Source organism: Pantoea sp. X-Soil-MYKO-1785 (assembly GCF_059730675.1).
Window position 1 is genome coordinate 84,586 of sequence record NZ_AP036000.1, and the last position, 16,538, is coordinate 101,123.

Genomic DNA, 16,538 nt, shown 5'->3' on the forward strand with positions numbered 1-16,538 from the left:
AGCTACGATTCGCCAGGAAACATAAACGGGTTAAGGCTGCTGCGGGCAAAGCCTTCCTGCTCCATCCGGGCATCCAGCACCAGCGACGCCAGATCGTCGGCGACCGGTTCGATAGCCGGGTCTTTTTCCTGATACAGCATCTTCAGATAGGTGCCGCAGTCGCCGCAGCTCTCCGCTTTCACCGCCGCGTGCTCACTGTCGAGCGACCAGTAGTGCAGATCGCGGGTCTGTTCGCACTGGGTGCATTTACTGCGCACCACGTACCACTCGCTCTCGCACAGGTTGCAATGCAGATAACGTGCGCCATCATGGCTACCCATATGCACCACACTGGCGACCGGCATACTGGCGCAGACCGGACAAAACTGACGCTGGTCGCCCATTTCGGCGCGCGCTTTGCCCGGGATCATCGCGGCCATCTGCGCCCAGTAAAGCGCCAGCGCCGCCCAGATAAACGGCGCCTTGTCGCTGCTGACCTGCGCATATTCGCCGGCAAACAGCGCGCTGGCCAGCGTTTCCAGCTCAGTCGCCGAGGCTTTCTCCAGGTTTTCCAGCACCGCCAGCGCCTGGCCGCTCATTTCGGGCTTCAGTTCGGCGATCAGCGAGTGCAGCAATCGGTGCCAGTGGGTATCGCGCGGCAGCGTATGGATATTCAGCGGCGGCTTGCCCTCACTGGCGCTCTGAACCAGCCGCGCCTGCAGATCCATATGCAGCGGATGATCATACAGCACGATTTCCTGCGCTTCGGCGATCACCGCGGCAAAACGCAGATAGTCGCCCAGTGGATTTTTAGCCGCCAGGTCGCGCAGTCGCGCAGCCCGACGGCTGTACAGGTTTTTCAGCCGTGGAAAAAGTAACGGCGGAATCATCTCCGCCGTCGTTTTTTCGCTCTTCTCCAGCTGATCTTGCGGGATAATGCGAATACTCATCAGGGGCGTTTTTCCTGTTTAAGAGGCTGATTACGCTGCTCACGGTACCAGCGCGGATGATGCTGTCTGGCCCAGTCGGAACTGACCCAGCCCTCTACCATCGCCGTCAGGGTGCCTTTGATCCACAGCGCGGCATAAACATGCACCATGATCATCAAAATCAGCGCCGTGGCGGAAACCGAATGCACCACCAGTGCCAGTCTAATCAGCGGAATAGTGAATGCACCGGCGAAGTAAGGACGCCAGATCACAATGCCACTGCCCAGCAGCACGACTAAGCAGATGATAGCAGCCCAGAACACACACTTCTGACCAAAGTTATATTTTCCGGTATCACCGACCTCTTCATTCAGCGCGATACGGTGAATATTTCTTGCCCAGTAGAGGTCGTCGCGATTGACCAGATTATGCCGCCAGTAGCGTAAAAACATCAGCATAAAGGCGGCAAACATCACCACACCCACAAACGGATGCAGAATGCGCGCCAGCTGTGGCGTGCCGAATATCAGCATCAGCCAGTTGAAGGAGGGGAAGAAAAAGCCTAACCCGCTCAGCGACACCAGCACAAAGCATACGGCGACAATCCAGTGATTAATGCGTTCTGCCGGGCGATAACGCACCAGGCGATCGGAAGTTTTCATGATTTGCGCTCCTGCGACTGATCGTCGTCGTCATCGTTGTGGTGTTCGGCGACCCGGTTCGGGCCAACGCCGACATAGTGGAACAGCGAGGCGGCGAAAGTGGCGGCAAAACCGACGGCGGCCACCGGTTTCCAGATGCCTTTCCAGAAGGTGACGGTCGGGCTGATGTGCGGATCGGCCGGTAAACCGTGGTAGCGCTGTGGCTGACTGGCGTCATGCAGGACATACATCACGTGGGTGCCGCCAACGCCAGCCGGGTTATACACCCCGGCCTGGGCGTAACCGCGTGTTTTAAGTTCAGCCACGCGTTCAGCGGCCAGCGTCAGCATGTCGCTTTTGCTGCCAAAATGAATGGCACCGGTCGGGCAGGTTTTAACGCACGCCGGCTCCTGGCCGACGCTGACGCGATCGACACACAGGGTGCATTTGTAGACGCGGTTATCCTCTTTATTCAGCCGGGGCACGTTGAACGGGCAGCCGGCGATACAGTAGCCGCAGCCGATACACTGCTCTGACTGGAAATCGACGATGCCGTTGGCGTACTGAATAATGGCACCCGCCGACGGACAGGCTTTCAGGCAGCCGGGATCGGCGCAGTGCATACAGCCATCTTTGCGAATCAGCCACGCCAGCTTGCCGTCCTCCTCCACTTCGGAGAAGCGCATCACCGTCCAGGCTTTAGCACTTAAATCGGTGGGGTTGTCATAAATCCCCACGTTATGCCCAACCTCAGCGCGGATGTCGTTCCACTCTGAGCAGGCCACCTGGCAGCCTTTACAGCCAATGCAGACGGTGACGTCGATTAATTTAGCGACCTGGCGCTGATGATCGCGCGCCTGCGGCGGCGGGGTGAATCCATTGGTCGCTGAGCGACGAATAATATCTTGTGATTGGTAAGCCATCGTCATCCACCGTTACGCTTTTTCCACGTTCACTAAAAATCCCTTGTATTCCGGGGTCTGTGAGTTGGCATCGCCAACTGAAGGGGTCAGCGTATTGGCGAGAAAGCCTTTGCGCGTGGTGCCTTCGAAGCCCCAGTGACAGGGAATGCCCACGGTATCGACCGGCTTGCCGTCGATCATCAGACGTGGCAGGCGGCGCGTTACCACCGCTTTGGCTTTGATATAGCCACGACGTGAGGTCACCCTGACGCTGTCGCCAGCGCGTATTCCTTTCTCTGCGGCCAGTTCGGTGCCGATCTCGACAAACTGCTCCGGCTGCGCAATGGCGTTCAGCAGGGCGTGTTTGGTCCAGTGGCGGAACAGTTCGGTAATCGAGTAGGTGGTCGCCACGCACGGGAAGTCAGCCGCTTCGCCCAGTCGGGCCGCATCGTTGCGGAACAATCGCACCACCGGACTGTGCCGCTGCTGCGGATGCAGTGGATTGTCCGCCAGCGGGCTTTCCATCGGTTCGTAGTGTTCCGGGAACGGGCCATCAGCCAGTTTGTCGAGCGCAAACAGATGGCCGAGACCATCGGGCTGCATGATAAACGGTCCGGCCTGCTGCTGTGGCGACAGGGTCAGCGGATAATCCGGTACATCAATGCCGTGCCAGCGTGCGCCATCCCATTCAATCAGGCGGCGATGCGGGTCCCAGGCTTTGCCGTCGGCATCGGCAGAGGCGCGGTTGTAGAGAATGCGCCGGTTAGCGGGCCAGGACCAGGCCCAGCCGGAGATGGCCCCCAGGCCGGAAGGATCGGCGTTATCGCGCCGCGCCATCTGGTTGCCCTGTGGGGTCCAGCTGCCCGCGTAGATCCAGCAGGCACTGGCGGTGGTACCGTCATTACGCAGTTCCGAGAAGCCGTTAAGCTGCTGGCCTTTCTTCAGCAGCAGCGTGCCGCTGTTATCATAAATGTCAGCCAGCGCCCGGCCATTGCTCTCCTGCGCCACCTCTTCCGGCGACGGGTTGGCAGGGTCGTGGTAATCCCAGCGCATGGCCATCAGCGGCTCGGGGGCGGTGCCGCCCTCCTGACGATAAAGATCGCGCAGACGCAAAAACAGATTGCCGAGAATTTTGCCGTCGTGCAGCGCTTCAGCCGGCGGCTCGGCGGCGGCCCAGTGCCACTGCAGCCAGCGCGAGGAGTTCGCGACTGAACCCGCTTCCTCAGCGAAACAGGAGGAGGGCAGGCGGAACACCTCGGTCTGAATATCAGCTGGATCGACGTCATTGAACTCATCATGATGCTGCCAGAAGCTGGCGGTTTCAGTGCTGAGCGGGTCGATCACCACCATATATTTCAGGCGCGACAGGGCGCGACAGGCTTTATTTTTATCCGGGAAGGCCGCCAGCAGGTTAAAGCCCTGAATCAGGCAGCCGTTCAGCTCGCCCTGCTCCATCATCTCCGCCTGCGCCATGCAGTCGTAGCTTTTGTCCCACTTCGGCAGCCAGTGGTAACCCCATTGATTCTCCGCGGTGGCGTTATCGCCATAAAAGCTCTTCATCAGGCTGACGAAAAATTTGTCACTGTTCTGCCAGTAATTAACCTGGCCCGGCAGCGGGGCCGCAGGCGTCGCCTGCTGCAGATAGCTCGCCAGGGTGGGCATTTTCTCTGACGGCAGCGGCAGATAGCCCGGCAGGCTTTGTGCCAGCAGGCCAAGATCGGTAAAGCCCTGCACGTTGGAGTGGCCGCGCAGCGCATTGATGCCGCCACCGGGCATACCAATATTGCCGAGCAGCAGCTGGATCATGGCGGCGGTGCGGATAATCTGCGAACCGTTGGTGTGATGGGTCCAGCCGAGCGCATACAGGATAGTGGCAGTGCGATTGGGCACGCTGGTGGCGGCCAGCTGCTGGCATATGCTGAGGAAGCTCTCCTGCGGCGTACCGCACAGGCGCGCCACCATTTCCGGCGTATAGCGGCTGGCGTGAGCCCTGAGCAGGTTGAGCACGCAGCGCGGATGGCTAAAGCTCTCATCGCGTTGCGCATGGCCGTTTTCGTCGAGCGCATAGCGCCAGCTCTGACGATCGTAATGGCGTGATGCGGTATCGTAGCCGCTGAACAGACCGTCGCTGAAGCTGTAGCCCTCATCAACAATCAGCGCGGCGTTGGTGAAGGCACGCACATACTGGTGCTGAATGTGGTCATGCTGCAGCAGATAGTTGATCACCCCCATCAGGAACACCACGTCGCTGCCGGCGCGTAGCGGGGCGTAGAGATCGGCGACCGCGGCAGAGCGGTTAAAGCGTGGGTCGACCACAATCACCTGGGCCTGGTTGTGAATTTTGGCTTCAATCACCCATTTAAACCCGACCGGATGCGCCTCGGCCGGATTGCCGCCCATGATCAGCACCACATTGGCGTTTTTGATGTCGTTCCAGTGATTGGTCATTGCGCCGCGCCCAAAGCTCGGTGCCAGTGCGGCCACGGTGGGGCCGTGACAGAGCCGCGCCTGATTCTCCAGCGCCACGATGCCGAGCGCGCGCGCAAATTTTTGGTCGAGCAGGCCGGTCTCGTTGCTGGCGGCGGATGAACAGAGCATCGCGGTGGTTGGCCAGCGGTTAACCGTCAGTCCGTCGGCGTTGCTGGTCTGGAAATGGGCGTCGCGATCCTGCTTCATCAGCCGGGCGATGCGCTCAAACGCCTCCTGCCAGCTGATGCGCTGCCATTTATCGCTGCCTGGCGCGCGGTATTCCGGGTATTTCAGCCGCTGCTCACTGTGGATAAAGTCGAGCACGCCGGCCCCTTTTGGACAGAGTGAGCCGCGACTGACCGGATGATCGGGATCGCCTTCGATATGGTAAATCGAGGCGCTGGCATTTTTCGCACCGTCACCCAGGCTGTAGATCAGCATGCCGCAGCCAACCGAACAGTAGGTGCAGTTATTGCGCGTTTCTCTGGCGCGAATCAGCTTATATTCTCTGACGCCTGCCAGGGCATTTACCGGGGCAAAGCCTAATAATGCTGCGCTGGTGCCAGCCAGACCGCCGGCACAAATTTTGAAAAAACTCCGTCTGCTTACTTGCATTGATTATTCTTCTTAATTAACTCCATTGCGAATCAATGCAAAATAGCAGCCCTCCCTGTATGTAAATTGACCCGGGTCAACAGGTTAGTCATTAGTAATCCATTTTTTACATAGTGTTAAAATTTCTCTGACAAAAAAGTCCTGTTACTCCCCCGTTATGGGTAGCAGACAACGACGATCGCAGCCGGAGGCTGACCGCGGTTAACGCGCGAGAAATAATCATTCTCATTCGACCGCCAGCGGGCGCAATCTGTGCAATCGGAACCGCATCAATTGCCCCGTGGTTTATTTGCGCTGCTCTCTGCCAGAGGGCAAAATTAGCCGCAGTGGTGCTGTTTTTGTGCAGCAGCGCGGTCAGTTCTCTTTCATATTTTTGTTAACAACAGGTCGTACTCTTTGAACGTTATTCCGCACACCTCCGACGAAGATTTAACAATTCAGCCCGGCCTCAGCGAGGCCCAGGTGTGGCAACGCGCTGACCTTGCGGTGGCGCAGCCTGACTGGCTGGCGGAAGAAGTCCCGGTGGCGCTGGTCTACAACGGTATTTCCCACGTGGTGATGATGACGACGCCAAAAGATCTGGAGGCGTTTGCGCTGGGTTTCTCGCTGTCGGAGGGGATTATCGACGCGCCGGAAGACATTTTCGGGATGGATGTGGTGCCGGGATGTAACGGCATTGAGGTGCAGATTGAACTCTCCAGCCGCCGTTTTATGGCGCTGAAAGCGCAGCGTCGGGCGATGGCCGGTCGCACTGGCTGCGGCGTCTGTGGCGTGGAACAGTTGGATCAGATTGGCAAACCGCTGTCGCCCTTACCGTTTACCCAGACCTTTGCTCTGGCACAGCTGGATCGGGCGCTGGGCCAGCTGAAAGATTACCAGCCGGTCGGGCAGAAAACCGGTTGTACCCACGCCGCTGCGTGGATCCAGCCGGATGGCCAGCTGGCGGGCGGCTGTGAAGATGTCGGCCGTCATGTGGCGCTGGATAAGCTGCTGGGCTACCGCAGGCAGTCAGGCTGGGGCGATGGCGCGGTACTGGTATCCAGCCGCGCCAGCTATGAAATGGTGCAGAAATCGGCGATGTGCGGCGTCGAAATCCTGTTTGCGGTTTCGGCGGCGACGCGGCTGGCGGTTGAGGTCGCTGAGCGATGCAACCTGACGCTGGTCGGCTTCAGCAAGCCGGGACGCGCGACCGTTTACAGCCATCCGCAGCGCCTGATTTAAACCACCATCACCTGCGGCAGCGCCTGCTGTAAGGCGGCCAGCGCCGAGGAAACCTCACCGCCGCCATCGGTAATCAGCGTGCTAATCGCCTGCGGTGGCGCGTACACCGTGCGGCTGACCACGCCCAGTTTGCTGTGATCAGCCAGTAAAACGGTGGTGGCGGACTGCTGCACCATCGCCCGGGCAATCGCCGCTTCGTGCGGATGAAAACTGGTGGCACCGCGACTGGCATCAATGCCGACCGGCGACAACAGCGCAACATCAGCGCGATAACGCACGATCTCTCCGACGGTAATTTCGCCGCGCGTCTGCTGCGCGCCGGCTGACAGAGTTCCGCCCAATAAAATAATCTCGTTACCCAGCACGTCATGCTCCTCGCCGGCGCTGAGTGCCAGCGCAGCCTGCAGACTGTTGGTGAGGATGGTCAGGCCGGAGAGCGCGCGCAGCTCCCCGGCTAACAGGGTGGTGGTGCTGCCTGCATCAATAAACAGCGTCTGTCCCGGCTGCAATAACTGGGCGGCTGCCCGGGCAATGGCGCGTTTTTCTCTGGCCTGCGCGGCACGGCGTACCGTCAGCGGCGGCTCCGGCGGCGACTCAATCGCTACCAGGCCTCCGTGGACGCGGCGTGCCTGCCCCAGCGCTTCCAGCTCAATAATGTCGCGGCGTGCGGTTTCACGTGACACCCCCAGCTCCCTGATGATGCGATCGGTGCTGACCTGATTTAAGGTGGTCAGCAGAGCACGAATGCGCTGAAGACGCGTTTCCTGCAGCATGGTCGGTTCCTTATAAGCGCAGTGCGAAAGACGGCTGAATCAGTGACTAAGCTTACCTTAGCGCCCGGATGCCGTCATGTGTATTTGGTTGTATTTGTGTATTTGGTTGCATTTTTAGCGCAGGCAGGCATGATGGGTTATCAGTCTCAACCACTTCACCTCGCAACGGGAGTTACCATGGCCACGCGTTCCACTATTATGGATACCAACAGTTTTCGGGCCGAACATGCGGATGCGCTGGATAGCGACACCCGTAAAATGACCGAAAAACGCAGCAAAGTGCTCGGCGAATCCTATCGCCTGTTCTATCGTAAGCCGGTGCATCTGGTGCGCGGTGAAGGGCAATATCTGTGGGACGCAGCCGGCGACAAGTATCTTGACGTCTATAACAACGTGGCGAGTATCGGTCATTGCCATCCGGCGGTGATTGAGGCGGTGACGCAGCAGATGAAAATGCTGAACACCCACACCCGTTATCTGCATGAAAATATCCTCGATTACAGCGAAGCGTTGCTGGCCACCACGCCCGCGGCAATCGATCGCGCTATGTACATGTGTACCGGCTCCGAGGCAAACGATCTGGCGATTCGCGTGGCGCGCGCCTTTAGCGGCGGCAGCGGCATTATCGTCAGTAAAGAGGCGTATCACGGCACCAGTGAGCTGACCTCCGGCGCTTCACCGGCGCTCGGTAGCGGGCAGCCGCTGGCCCCGACCACCCGGCTGGTGATGCCGCCCGATGCATATCGGGTTGATGCGCCCGATCTGGGCGAATGGTTCGCCGCTCAGATTCAGCAGCAGATTGATGATATGGCTGCGCACGGCATTAAATTTGCCGGTTTTCTGGCGGATTCGATTTTCTCATCCGACGGCGTACTGCCCGATCCGCGTGGTTTCCTGAAACGCGCCGTGGAGGTGGTGCATGCTAACGGCGGCATTTTCATCGCCGATGAAGTGCAGCCGGGCTTTGGCCGTACCGGCGACGCCTTCTGGGGTTTTGGTCGTCACGATGTGGTGCCGGATATCATCACCACCGGAAAACCGATGGGCAATGGCATTCCGGTTTCGGGCCTGCTGGCCAAAAGTGAGGTGCTGGCAGCCTTCAGCGACTCAATTCCTTACTTCAATACCTTTGGCGGTAACCCGGTAGCGATGGCGGCAGCGCAGGCGGTGCTGAACGTGATCACTGAAGAGGGTTTGCAGGAGCATAGCCGCGTGGTCGGGGCGAAGCTGCTGGCCGAACTGCGCAGCCTGATGGATCGCTACGACTGTGTGGGCGATGTGCGCGGAGCCGGGCTGTTTATTGGCTTTGAGCTGGTCACCGATCGTGACAGCAAAACGCCTGACAAAGCGCTGGCGCTGGACCTGATTGAGAAACTGCGTGAGCATCGGGTGCTGACATCGGTCGCCGGCCCGTATGGGAATGTGCTGAAACTGCGTCCGCCGTTGGCGTTTCAGCAGGGCGACATCGACTGGCTGGTTGGCGCGCTCGACAGCGCGCTGCGCGAGCTGGGTCGCTGATCCCCGCCAGCCAGAGAGGCGCTGAGGCTGCCGCCACCTCGCGCAGAAGCAAGTGCAAAGCCGCCTGAAAAGCGTCATGCTGGGCGGCAGTCTGTAAAAACAACGGGTTGCTTTTGCCGGATTGCTCAAATCCTTATGGTTAATAGGGCATTGATTACCCTTTTACGCTACATGAATTTAACTATAATGATTCGACTGCTTACGCGGCACGTCCCGAATTCGTCGTGCTGCTCAAATACTAAATGGAGAGGAAGAACATGAGTTATTCACTGCCATCCCTGCCTTACGCATACGACGCACTGGAACCGCATTTCGACAAGCAGACGATGGAAATCCATCACACTAAACATCACCAGACCTATGTCAACAACGCGAACGCGGCGCTGGAAGGCACTGAATTTGCCAATCTGCCGGTCGACGAGCTGATTACCAAACTGGATCAGCTGCCAGCAGACAAAAAAGGCCCACTGCGCAACAACGCTGGCGGTCACGCTAACCACAGCCTGTTCTGGAAAGGCCTGAAAACCGGCACCACCCTGCAGGGCGACCTGAAAGCCGCCATCGAAAAAGATTTCGGCAGCGTGGAAAAATTCCAGGAAGAGTTCGAGAAAGCCGCAGCAACCCGTTTCGGTTCTGGCTGGGCGTGGCTGGTTAAAAAAGGCGACAAACTGGCGGTCGTTTCTACCGCTAACCAGGATAACCCGCTGATGGGCGAAGCGATCGCCGGCGTTTCTGGCTACCCAATCCTCGGTCTGGATGTGTGGGAACACGCTTACTACCTGAAGTATCAGAACAAGCGTCCTGACTACATCAAAGCGTTCTGGAACGTGGTTAACTGGGACGAAGCTGCAGCGCGCTTTGCTGCTGCTCAGTAAGCCATCTTTGCGTTAACGTGATGATAATAAACCGGTGGACGCGTTCCGCCGGTTTTTTTTCGCCTTAATTCCCGCCAGGCTTAATTAAACCAAAAATAAACAAATTGCCGGTTTAAAGCGGGATGCTTTTTAAGCTTATGGCACATTAACCTGCCGTTGATAATGGTTGTTTTATCCTCAGTGACATTCCTGCTAACTGTGTGTCGCTAACTATGTCAATTATAACTACTCATCCGACCCGCACTGATTCATCTGCTTCGCTATTTTTTCAGTTAATCAGTGGTAAATATATCCCCAATAAGCTCTGGCTGAGTAAGCGTTTTCGGCTGAAATTTGTGTTAAGGAGCTTAATATCGCCGCTGACAACGCTGCGTTATTTACATCAGCTGTCGCATTTACCGCAAATCGGGCTGCTGATGAGCACCCAGGGGCTGCTACCCGCCAAGCTGCACCGGCCTTATCTGCGGGCTGGCATCAGCATTGCGGCGCGTGCACAGGCGATTCTGGATCACTATACCCTGATGAATAATCTGCCGAATCCGGCGTTACGCCAGCTGTTGCAAAGCAGCGGTGATAATTTACTGGCGTCGCTGAACGGTAAAAATGACGAGACGTTTTTACTTTCCTGCAGTTCGGGTTATTTCGATCGTGAGGGCGAAGTGACGCTGGTGCTGCGTTATAACGGCGAAATTATTGCCTCGCTCTCGTTCTCGATTATTAACGAGCATAAAAAACGCACTTTATTAATTGGCGGACTGCAGGGGCCGCGTAAACATATCAGCAATGAGATTATACGTGAGGCGACTAAAGCGGCACACGGTCTATTTCCGAAACGCCTGTTAATGGAGGTGGTGTTTATTGTGGCACGGCAGTGTGGAGTAGAAAATATTCTGGCGGTCGGCGATGAAACCCATGTTTTCCGTAGCTTGCGCTATCGTCACAGTAAAGGAGATAAGTTCTTTGCCAGCTATAGCGAATTCTGGCTGTCGCTGAACGGAGAGGCGCGCCGGGATGGGATGTTTACGCTGCCGTTAAGTCTGCCACGTAAAACCCTGGAAGAGATTGCCAGCAAAAAGCGTGCAGAGTATCGCCGCCGTTACCAACTGCTGGATGCGCTGGCGGAGCAGGTTGATGCTGCCGCCGGCGAGCACAGGATCGATCAGGCTGCCGCCTGATCGCCCACTCAGAACGCGGTTTTAGCGAAGCCGGTCATCGCCTGCAGACCCATTTCACGTCCCAGCGCGGTCATTGGATGCACCACCACCAGGCCGCGCACGCTTTTTTTCAGCGCGCCCAGGTTCGCCTGCTCTTTCTTAGTGATTTCGCGGCTGAAGCCCATCTTTTGCAGCTTCTGCGCTTCGGCACTCAGCTTCTCGACGCGCTGATTACGCAGGCGCTCAATCTCCGTGACCAGCGTCTCTTTTTCTTTCAGCAATGCGCCCAGTTTCTCGACATCACCCGATTCAAGTAACTGTGGCTCTTTGCGGTTAAGGGCGTCCAGCTGATCGCTGAGGCGTTTGATTTCGTTCTTTTCTTGCTCTTTCATGACAACAACTCGTTGAGGAAAACAGGCAAAGGATACACCAAATCGGGCGCATATTCCCGGTGAGGTTACAGCGATATCAGGTGCCGGTCGGGCACCTGATAGATTTAATTGGCGGACTTTTTGAAAGCCTGCTTCAGGCTGATGCGGGAGATCAGCTCGGTGAGCGACAGCACCATGGTGGAACGCACCATTTGCAGATAGCGCTGCTGTTGCATGCTACGCAGCTCTGCATCCTCGGTGTGAAACACCGGCGCTGGCGGCCAGGCGGTCACGCAGTGTAACTCGCCAAACGGCCCGAGGATCTCATCGTCGGTAAAGCGGTAATCACCGGTGTCATGATTCAGTTCCTCGCGCAGCGCCAGCAGCAGTTCACAATCTTCATATTCGTGCCGGCTGATGACGCCGAGTCCGTAAATCAGCTTGAGGCGCACCGACAGTTCGCCCAGCGGACCATTGCCCAGCAGCAGCGGTTCTACCGCGTATTTGACGGCGTAATCGTCTTTGCGGAACACCTGCAGCACCAGCAAATTGACCGCTTCAGCCAATAGCTCAACGGCGGCGATCAGAAAGCTTCTCACCGAGCGACCGGCGTTCAGGCGCTCAAGCACCCGGTTCTCAAAAGCTTGCTTCTGTTCCATTATTGCCTGCATAGGTTCAATACCGCCGTTGGGCGCAGGCAAACTGCGCCCGGCTTGCGTCACTAACACGCGCGCATTATGCCATAGCGTGCCAGGCGCTCACCACAGAAGCCACCACTTCGCTGTTGGCGTCCAGCCCGGAAATTTCAGCCAGCGTGGCCTGTGGGCCTTTCTCTGCCAGCAGCGCAGCCAGCTCCTGAGCCTGCGGGTCCTGATCGCTGTGATAGTGCATCGCGGCCGCAATGCCCTGTACCAGACAGGTGTGCGGCAGGCCATACTCCAGCGTACCCAGCGTCGGCTTGATCAGGCGATCGCCCGCGCTCAGCTTACGTAACGGCTGGCGGCCGACCCGCTCAACATCATCTTTCAGATAAGGATTTTCAAACCGGCCGAGGATTTTCTGGATATAAGCCGCGTGCTTTTCGGCGTCAAAATCGTAACGCTTAATCAGCACGGCTCCGCTCTCTTCCATCGCGCCTTTAACAATCGCCCGCACTTTTTCATCAAGGATCGCATCGCGGATAGTCTGGTGACCCGCCAGCTGACCAAGATAAGCGGTGATGGCATGACCGGTATTCAGGGTGAAAAGTTTACGCTCGACGAAGGCCATCAGGTTATCGGTCAGCTCCATGCCCGGAATGGCCGGCAGATCGCCTTTGAACTGGGTTTTATCGACAATCCATTCACTGAAGGTTTCTACCGTTACTTCCAGCGGATCGGTGCTGCCGGCTTCGGAAGGCGGCACGATGCGATCGACCGCGGAATCCACAAAACCGACATGCTGCTCCAGCCAGGCGTGATATTGCTGCGGCAGTGCCTTCAGCACATGTTGTTTCAGCTGGCTGGTACCGCGCACCATATTTTCACAGGCGATAATGTTTAACGGACGGAGATTACCGTTGTCGCTGCGCTTAGCCAGACCTTTGGCGACGCTGGCGGCGATGCGCTCCAGAATCTGCGGGCCAACCGCCGTGGTAACGAGATCAACCTCTGACACCAGCGTGATAATCTCATCGCTGGTGCTGTTCACTGCGCTGACGCCTTTTACCGTTTCCACTTTAGCCTGTTCGCCAACCACATGAACGGGATACTCATGACGCGCGTTGAGTGCATCCAGCACCACCTGATTCACATCAGCAAAAACCAGTTCGATACCTGCATCCGCCAGTAATTTACCGATGAAGCCGCGACCAATGTTTCCTGCTCCGAAATGTAACGCTTTCATAATTTTTGACCCATATCAAATGACGAAGGGGCGGGCACGCCCGCCCCAGGAATCGGGACGGGCCTGACCGCCCCAGGGAAGATAATCCGTTTAAATTATGCGGTAGCCGGTTTGCCTGACAGCAGATCCAGCACGTCCTGCACGCTGGTGGTGTTGGCCAGCTTTTCAATCACGCTGTCGTCGTCCAGCGCGTTGGTCAGGCTGGTGATCACCTGGATGTGCTCGTTATTGCGGGCAGCAATACCGATAACCAGCCGCGCCACATCTTCCGCATCATCACCGAACTGCACGCCTGCCGGATACTGGCAGAATACCACGCCGGTTTTCAGCACCCGGTCTTTCGCCTCAACCGTTCCGTGCGGTACGGCAATCGACTCACCGAGGTAGGTTGACGTCAGTTTTTCACGTGCCAGCATCGCGTCAATATACTCCGGCTCAACGTAACCGCCCTTCACCAGCTGTTCGCCGGCAAAACGAATCGCCTGCTCTTTATTGCTGGCGCTCAGGCCGAGGAACACGTTGTCCGCACCCAGTTTAAACAGGTGCGCGTTGCCTTCGTCGTAGCTGTCTGACAGTGCAGTCTTCACCGTTTCACGGTGGACTTCGCTGCGGTTAGCCGCCACCAGACGCTCGGTCAGGGTGCTGTAGAGCGCGCTGTCGAGGAAGTTATTCAGCGAGATATGTTGCGCATGAGGCGCCTGACGAATTGCACGCTCGGTCAGGTCACGGTGGGTAATCACCAGGTCGACATCACCCGGCAGGGCGTTAATCGCGGTGTTGGTTACCGACACGTTGCTTAACCCGGCATCCTGCACCTTCTTACGCAGTACGCCTGCGCCCATGGCGCTGGAACCCATGCCGGCATCACAGGCCACAATGATTTTACGCACGTGGTGCAGCTCAACGCTCATTGCATCGCTGGCAACCGCTGCGCCTGCGGTAGTCTGGCCTTTAGACTGCGCTTTCATGTCCTGCATGCGTTTTGTTGCGGCTTCGATATCGTCATCTTCTTTCACTTTGCTGGTTTTCAGCAGGATGGCAGAGACTACGAAGGAAACCGCGAATGCCGCGATGATCGCCGCGATATTGGCGAAGTAAGCGCCTTTTGGCGTCATCGCCAGCACGGCGAGGATAGAACCTGGTGAAGCAGGGGAGACCAGACCGCCATTCAGCAGCGTCAGGGTAAAGACGCCCGTCATCCCGCCGAGGATCACCGCCAGCAGCAGACGCGGCGCCATCAGTACATACGGGAAGTAGATCTCATGGATGCCGCCGAGGAAGTGGATAATCGCCGCGCCGCCCGCAGACTGTTTCGCACTGCCACGACCAAAGAACATGTACGCCATCAGCACGCCCATGCCGGGACCTGGGTTGGCTTCAATCAGGAAGAAAATTGATTTGCCCGCTTCGCTCGCCTGCTGGATGCCGAGTGGCGAGAAGATGCCGTGATTAATGGCGTTGTTCAGGAACAGGATTTTCGCCGGTTCGACGAAGATGGAGGTTAATGGCAGCAGGTTATTCTGCACCATCAGGTTTACGCCCGCCGCGAGGATGTGCGACAACCCTTCAACCAGCGGACCGATAGCCAGGAACGCCAGCAGCGCCAGCAGCATACCGATAATGCCGGCAGAGAAGTTGTTGACCAGCATCTCGAAGCCGCTTTTGATTTTGCCGTCGACGACCCGGTCAAACGATTTGATCGCCCAGCCGCCCAGTGGACCGGCAATCATTGAGCCGAGGAACATCGGCATATCGGCACCAACAATCACCCCCATGGTGGTGATAGCACCGACCACGCCGCCGCGATCGCCGCCAACCAGACGTCCACCGGTAAAGCCGATCAACAGCGGCAGCAGATAGGTGATCATCGGGCCAACCAGTTTGGCTAACGTTTCGTTAGGAATCCAGCCCGTTGGAATAAACAGTGCAGTGATGATACCCCAGGCGATAAACGCCCCGATATTTGGCATCACCATATTACTCAGAAAGCGACCAAAGCTCTGTACTTTGACCTTCACTGATGAGGACATAAACCCACCCCTTATTGAGACGCGCTGCAATAGGAGAGCGCGCTTGTTTTTGTTTAGCCACCCCGGCAGTCAGCCGATGGTATTACTGTATGCAGCCGGACTCTATCACGCGAATATGACGCTGCGTAGCGGCCGAAATAAGTGTGATTCAGATCACGTAATGCTGGTGGTAGCGGGGGTATTTTTAGTGATTAAGATCACAAAACAAACTAAGAACAGTCTTAAGGTGGCGGAATTTTAACCGCAAAACTGGCTTATCTGTGACGATTGTCACAATTGGAAAGCGGCAGTTTGTTATAACTATGTGACTTAGATCACAAACTATTTTTGGTCAAAAATGCGCCCGATCACACTTTAGACCGGCCAGCAGAAAGCAGGGGGAGAGTAAGGATCAAACGGAGAGAGAGAAGGGCAGGCGATCGACGCCTGCCGCTAAACGAGGTTACTGCAAACCACCCTGAACGGCACGTTGTGCCTGGGTCAGCGCCTGGGCATTGGCGGATAAGGTGCTCATCAGCGCGTTATATTGCGAAGCCTGCTCCTGGGTCGGGAACTGTACGCCGCCATCGTTAAAGCTGACGCGGGTGCCCTGGGTTTGCAGGAAATCACCGGTCTGCACCGCCGCCTGGCTCAGCGCCTGCAGCTGTGGCAACAGCGGAATAAGCTGATTCGCCGGCACGGTAACCACTTTGTTGTAGGCGGTATCGTAGACTTTTTTCAGATCATCAGACTGCTTCAGGGCCGCTTTGCTGCTGTCCGCCTGCATTTTGGCGCTTTCAATCTGTTGAGTGACAATCACCAGCGCACTGTTTGCCTGGCGCAGCGAATCGCGACGATTAAGGTAGTCCTGCGGCACGCGAATGGCAGAAAGCTCATCCACCACCGGACGCATACCCTGATCGACCGCTTTATTTGCCTGCTGCGAGAAGCCATACAGGATGGCGTAATCACCGGCAAAATTGCCAAAACTCTGTTTTTGGTTTTCGCTCAGGCTCGGCAGGTGCTCGCCACTGCGCATCACGGTATTCTGCAGAAAATCGATAAATGCTTTGCGCTGCTCGCCTTCTTTATCACCGCACGCGGTGAGTTGCAGCACGATCAGCGCGCCAGCGACTAAAAACGCGCCGCGCGCCCAGAGGCGTGTGAGTCCTAAAGCCATACGTTCAACTCCTGTCAG

At 57.2% G+C, this 16,538-nt stretch carries 14 protein-coding genes; 4 read left to right on the forward strand and 10 right to left on the reverse strand.

Translation table 11 applies throughout. The annotated features are described in order from the left end of the window. Positions 1 to 2: 2 nt before the first annotated feature. The 4 genes from fdhE to fdnG are packed head-to-tail and all read right to left on the reverse strand — an operon-like array spanning position 3 to position 5,535. Complete coding sequence (fdhE, locus tag AC6I8D_RS00390) at positions 3 to 929, reverse strand: formate dehydrogenase accessory protein FdhE (protein ID WP_312054845.1); 927 nt, start codon at positions 927 to 929, stop codon at positions 3 to 5. Beyond that, positions 929 to 1,570 carry a formate dehydrogenase cytochrome b556 subunit gene (fdoI, locus tag AC6I8D_RS00395; protein WP_497819502.1) on the reverse strand — a complete coding sequence of 214 codons (642 nt, stop codon included), beginning with the start codon at positions 1,568 to 1,570 and terminating at the stop codon, positions 929 to 931. The genes fdhE and fdoI overlap by 1 nt, the downstream gene beginning before the upstream one ends. Then, the gene (gene fdxH / locus AC6I8D_RS00400; protein WP_312054842.1) at positions 1,567 to 2,472 is read right to left on the reverse strand and encodes a formate dehydrogenase subunit beta; all 906 of its coding nucleotides are present in this window, start codon (positions 2,470 to 2,472) and stop codon (positions 1,567 to 1,569) included. Before fdxH ends, fdoI begins: the two co-directional genes overlap by 4 nt. Positions 2,473 to 2,484: 12 nt before the next feature. Next, a complete protein-coding gene (gene fdnG / locus AC6I8D_RS00405; protein ID WP_312054841.1) occupies positions 2,485 to 5,535 on the reverse strand; it encodes a formate dehydrogenase-N subunit alpha in 3,051 nt (1,016 codons plus the stop codon). A 396-nt stretch (positions 5,536 to 5,931) separates the two neighbouring features. Between fdnG and fdhD the strand changes: the two genes are divergently transcribed. Further along, a complete protein-coding gene (fdhD, locus tag AC6I8D_RS00410; RefSeq protein WP_497819503.1) occupies positions 5,932 to 6,756 on the forward strand; it encodes a formate dehydrogenase accessory sulfurtransferase FdhD in 825 nt (274 codons plus the stop codon). Here fdhD and AC6I8D_RS00415 read toward each other — a convergent pair. Beyond that, the gene (locus AC6I8D_RS00415; protein ID WP_497819504.1) at positions 6,753 to 7,529 is read right to left on the reverse strand and encodes a DeoR/GlpR family DNA-binding transcription regulator; all 777 of its coding nucleotides are present in this window, start codon (positions 7,527 to 7,529) and stop codon (positions 6,753 to 6,755) included. The two genes, fdhD and AC6I8D_RS00415, sit on opposite strands and share 4 nt — an antisense overlap. A gap of 177 nt (positions 7,530 to 7,706) precedes the next feature. Here AC6I8D_RS00415 and AC6I8D_RS00420 point away from each other — a divergent pair, with 177 nt between their 5' ends. The 3 genes from AC6I8D_RS00420 to AC6I8D_RS00430 all read left to right on the forward strand — a co-directional run bounded on the left by AC6I8D_RS00420 (position 7,707) and on the right by AC6I8D_RS00430 (position 11,097). Next, the gene (locus tag AC6I8D_RS00420) at positions 7,707 to 9,047 is read left to right on the forward strand and encodes an aspartate aminotransferase family protein (RefSeq protein WP_312759201.1); all 1,341 of its coding nucleotides are present in this window, start codon (positions 7,707 to 7,709) and stop codon (positions 9,045 to 9,047) included. A 257-nt stretch (positions 9,048 to 9,304) separates the two neighbouring features. After that, on the forward strand, positions 9,305 to 9,922 hold the full coding sequence (sodA, locus tag AC6I8D_RS00425) for a superoxide dismutase [Mn] (RefSeq protein WP_312054836.1): 618 nt from the start codon (positions 9,305 to 9,307) through the stop codon (positions 9,920 to 9,922). Positions 9,923 to 10,134: 212 nt separating this feature from the next. Further along, complete coding sequence (locus AC6I8D_RS00430; protein ID WP_312054834.1) at positions 10,135 to 11,097, forward strand: VirK/YbjX family protein; 963 nt, start codon at positions 10,135 to 10,137, stop codon at positions 11,095 to 11,097. 8 nt (positions 11,098 to 11,105) lie between these two features. Here AC6I8D_RS00430 and AC6I8D_RS00435 read toward each other — a convergent pair whose 3' ends face one another. The 5 genes from AC6I8D_RS00435 to AC6I8D_RS00455 all read right to left on the reverse strand — a co-directional run bounded on the left by AC6I8D_RS00435 (position 11,106) and on the right by AC6I8D_RS00455 (position 16,520). Further along, on the reverse strand, positions 11,106 to 11,468 hold the full coding sequence (locus tag AC6I8D_RS00435; protein WP_031375572.1) for a YibL family ribosome-associated protein: 363 nt from the start codon (positions 11,466 to 11,468) through the stop codon (positions 11,106 to 11,108). Positions 11,469 to 11,572: 104 nt separating this feature from the next. Continuing rightward, on the reverse strand, positions 11,573 to 12,118 hold the full coding sequence (mtlR, locus tag AC6I8D_RS00440) for a mannitol operon repressor MtlR (protein ID WP_312054831.1): 546 nt from the start codon (positions 12,116 to 12,118) through the stop codon (positions 11,573 to 11,575). 64 nt (positions 12,119 to 12,182) lie between these two features. Then, on the reverse strand, positions 12,183 to 13,331 hold the full coding sequence (gene mtlD, locus AC6I8D_RS00445) for a mannitol-1-phosphate 5-dehydrogenase (protein WP_497819505.1): 1,149 nt from the start codon (positions 13,329 to 13,331) through the stop codon (positions 12,183 to 12,185). Between the two features lie 95 nt (positions 13,332 to 13,426). Then, the gene (locus AC6I8D_RS00450; protein WP_312054827.1) at positions 13,427 to 15,361 is read right to left on the reverse strand and encodes a PTS mannitol transporter subunit IICBA; all 1,935 of its coding nucleotides are present in this window, start codon (positions 15,359 to 15,361) and stop codon (positions 13,427 to 13,429) included. Between the two features lie 442 nt (positions 15,362 to 15,803). After that, on the reverse strand, positions 15,804 to 16,520 hold the full coding sequence (locus tag AC6I8D_RS00455; RefSeq protein ID WP_312054825.1) for a DUF3053 domain-containing protein: 717 nt from the start codon (positions 16,518 to 16,520) through the stop codon (positions 15,804 to 15,806). Positions 16,521 to 16,538: the final 18 nt, after the last annotated feature.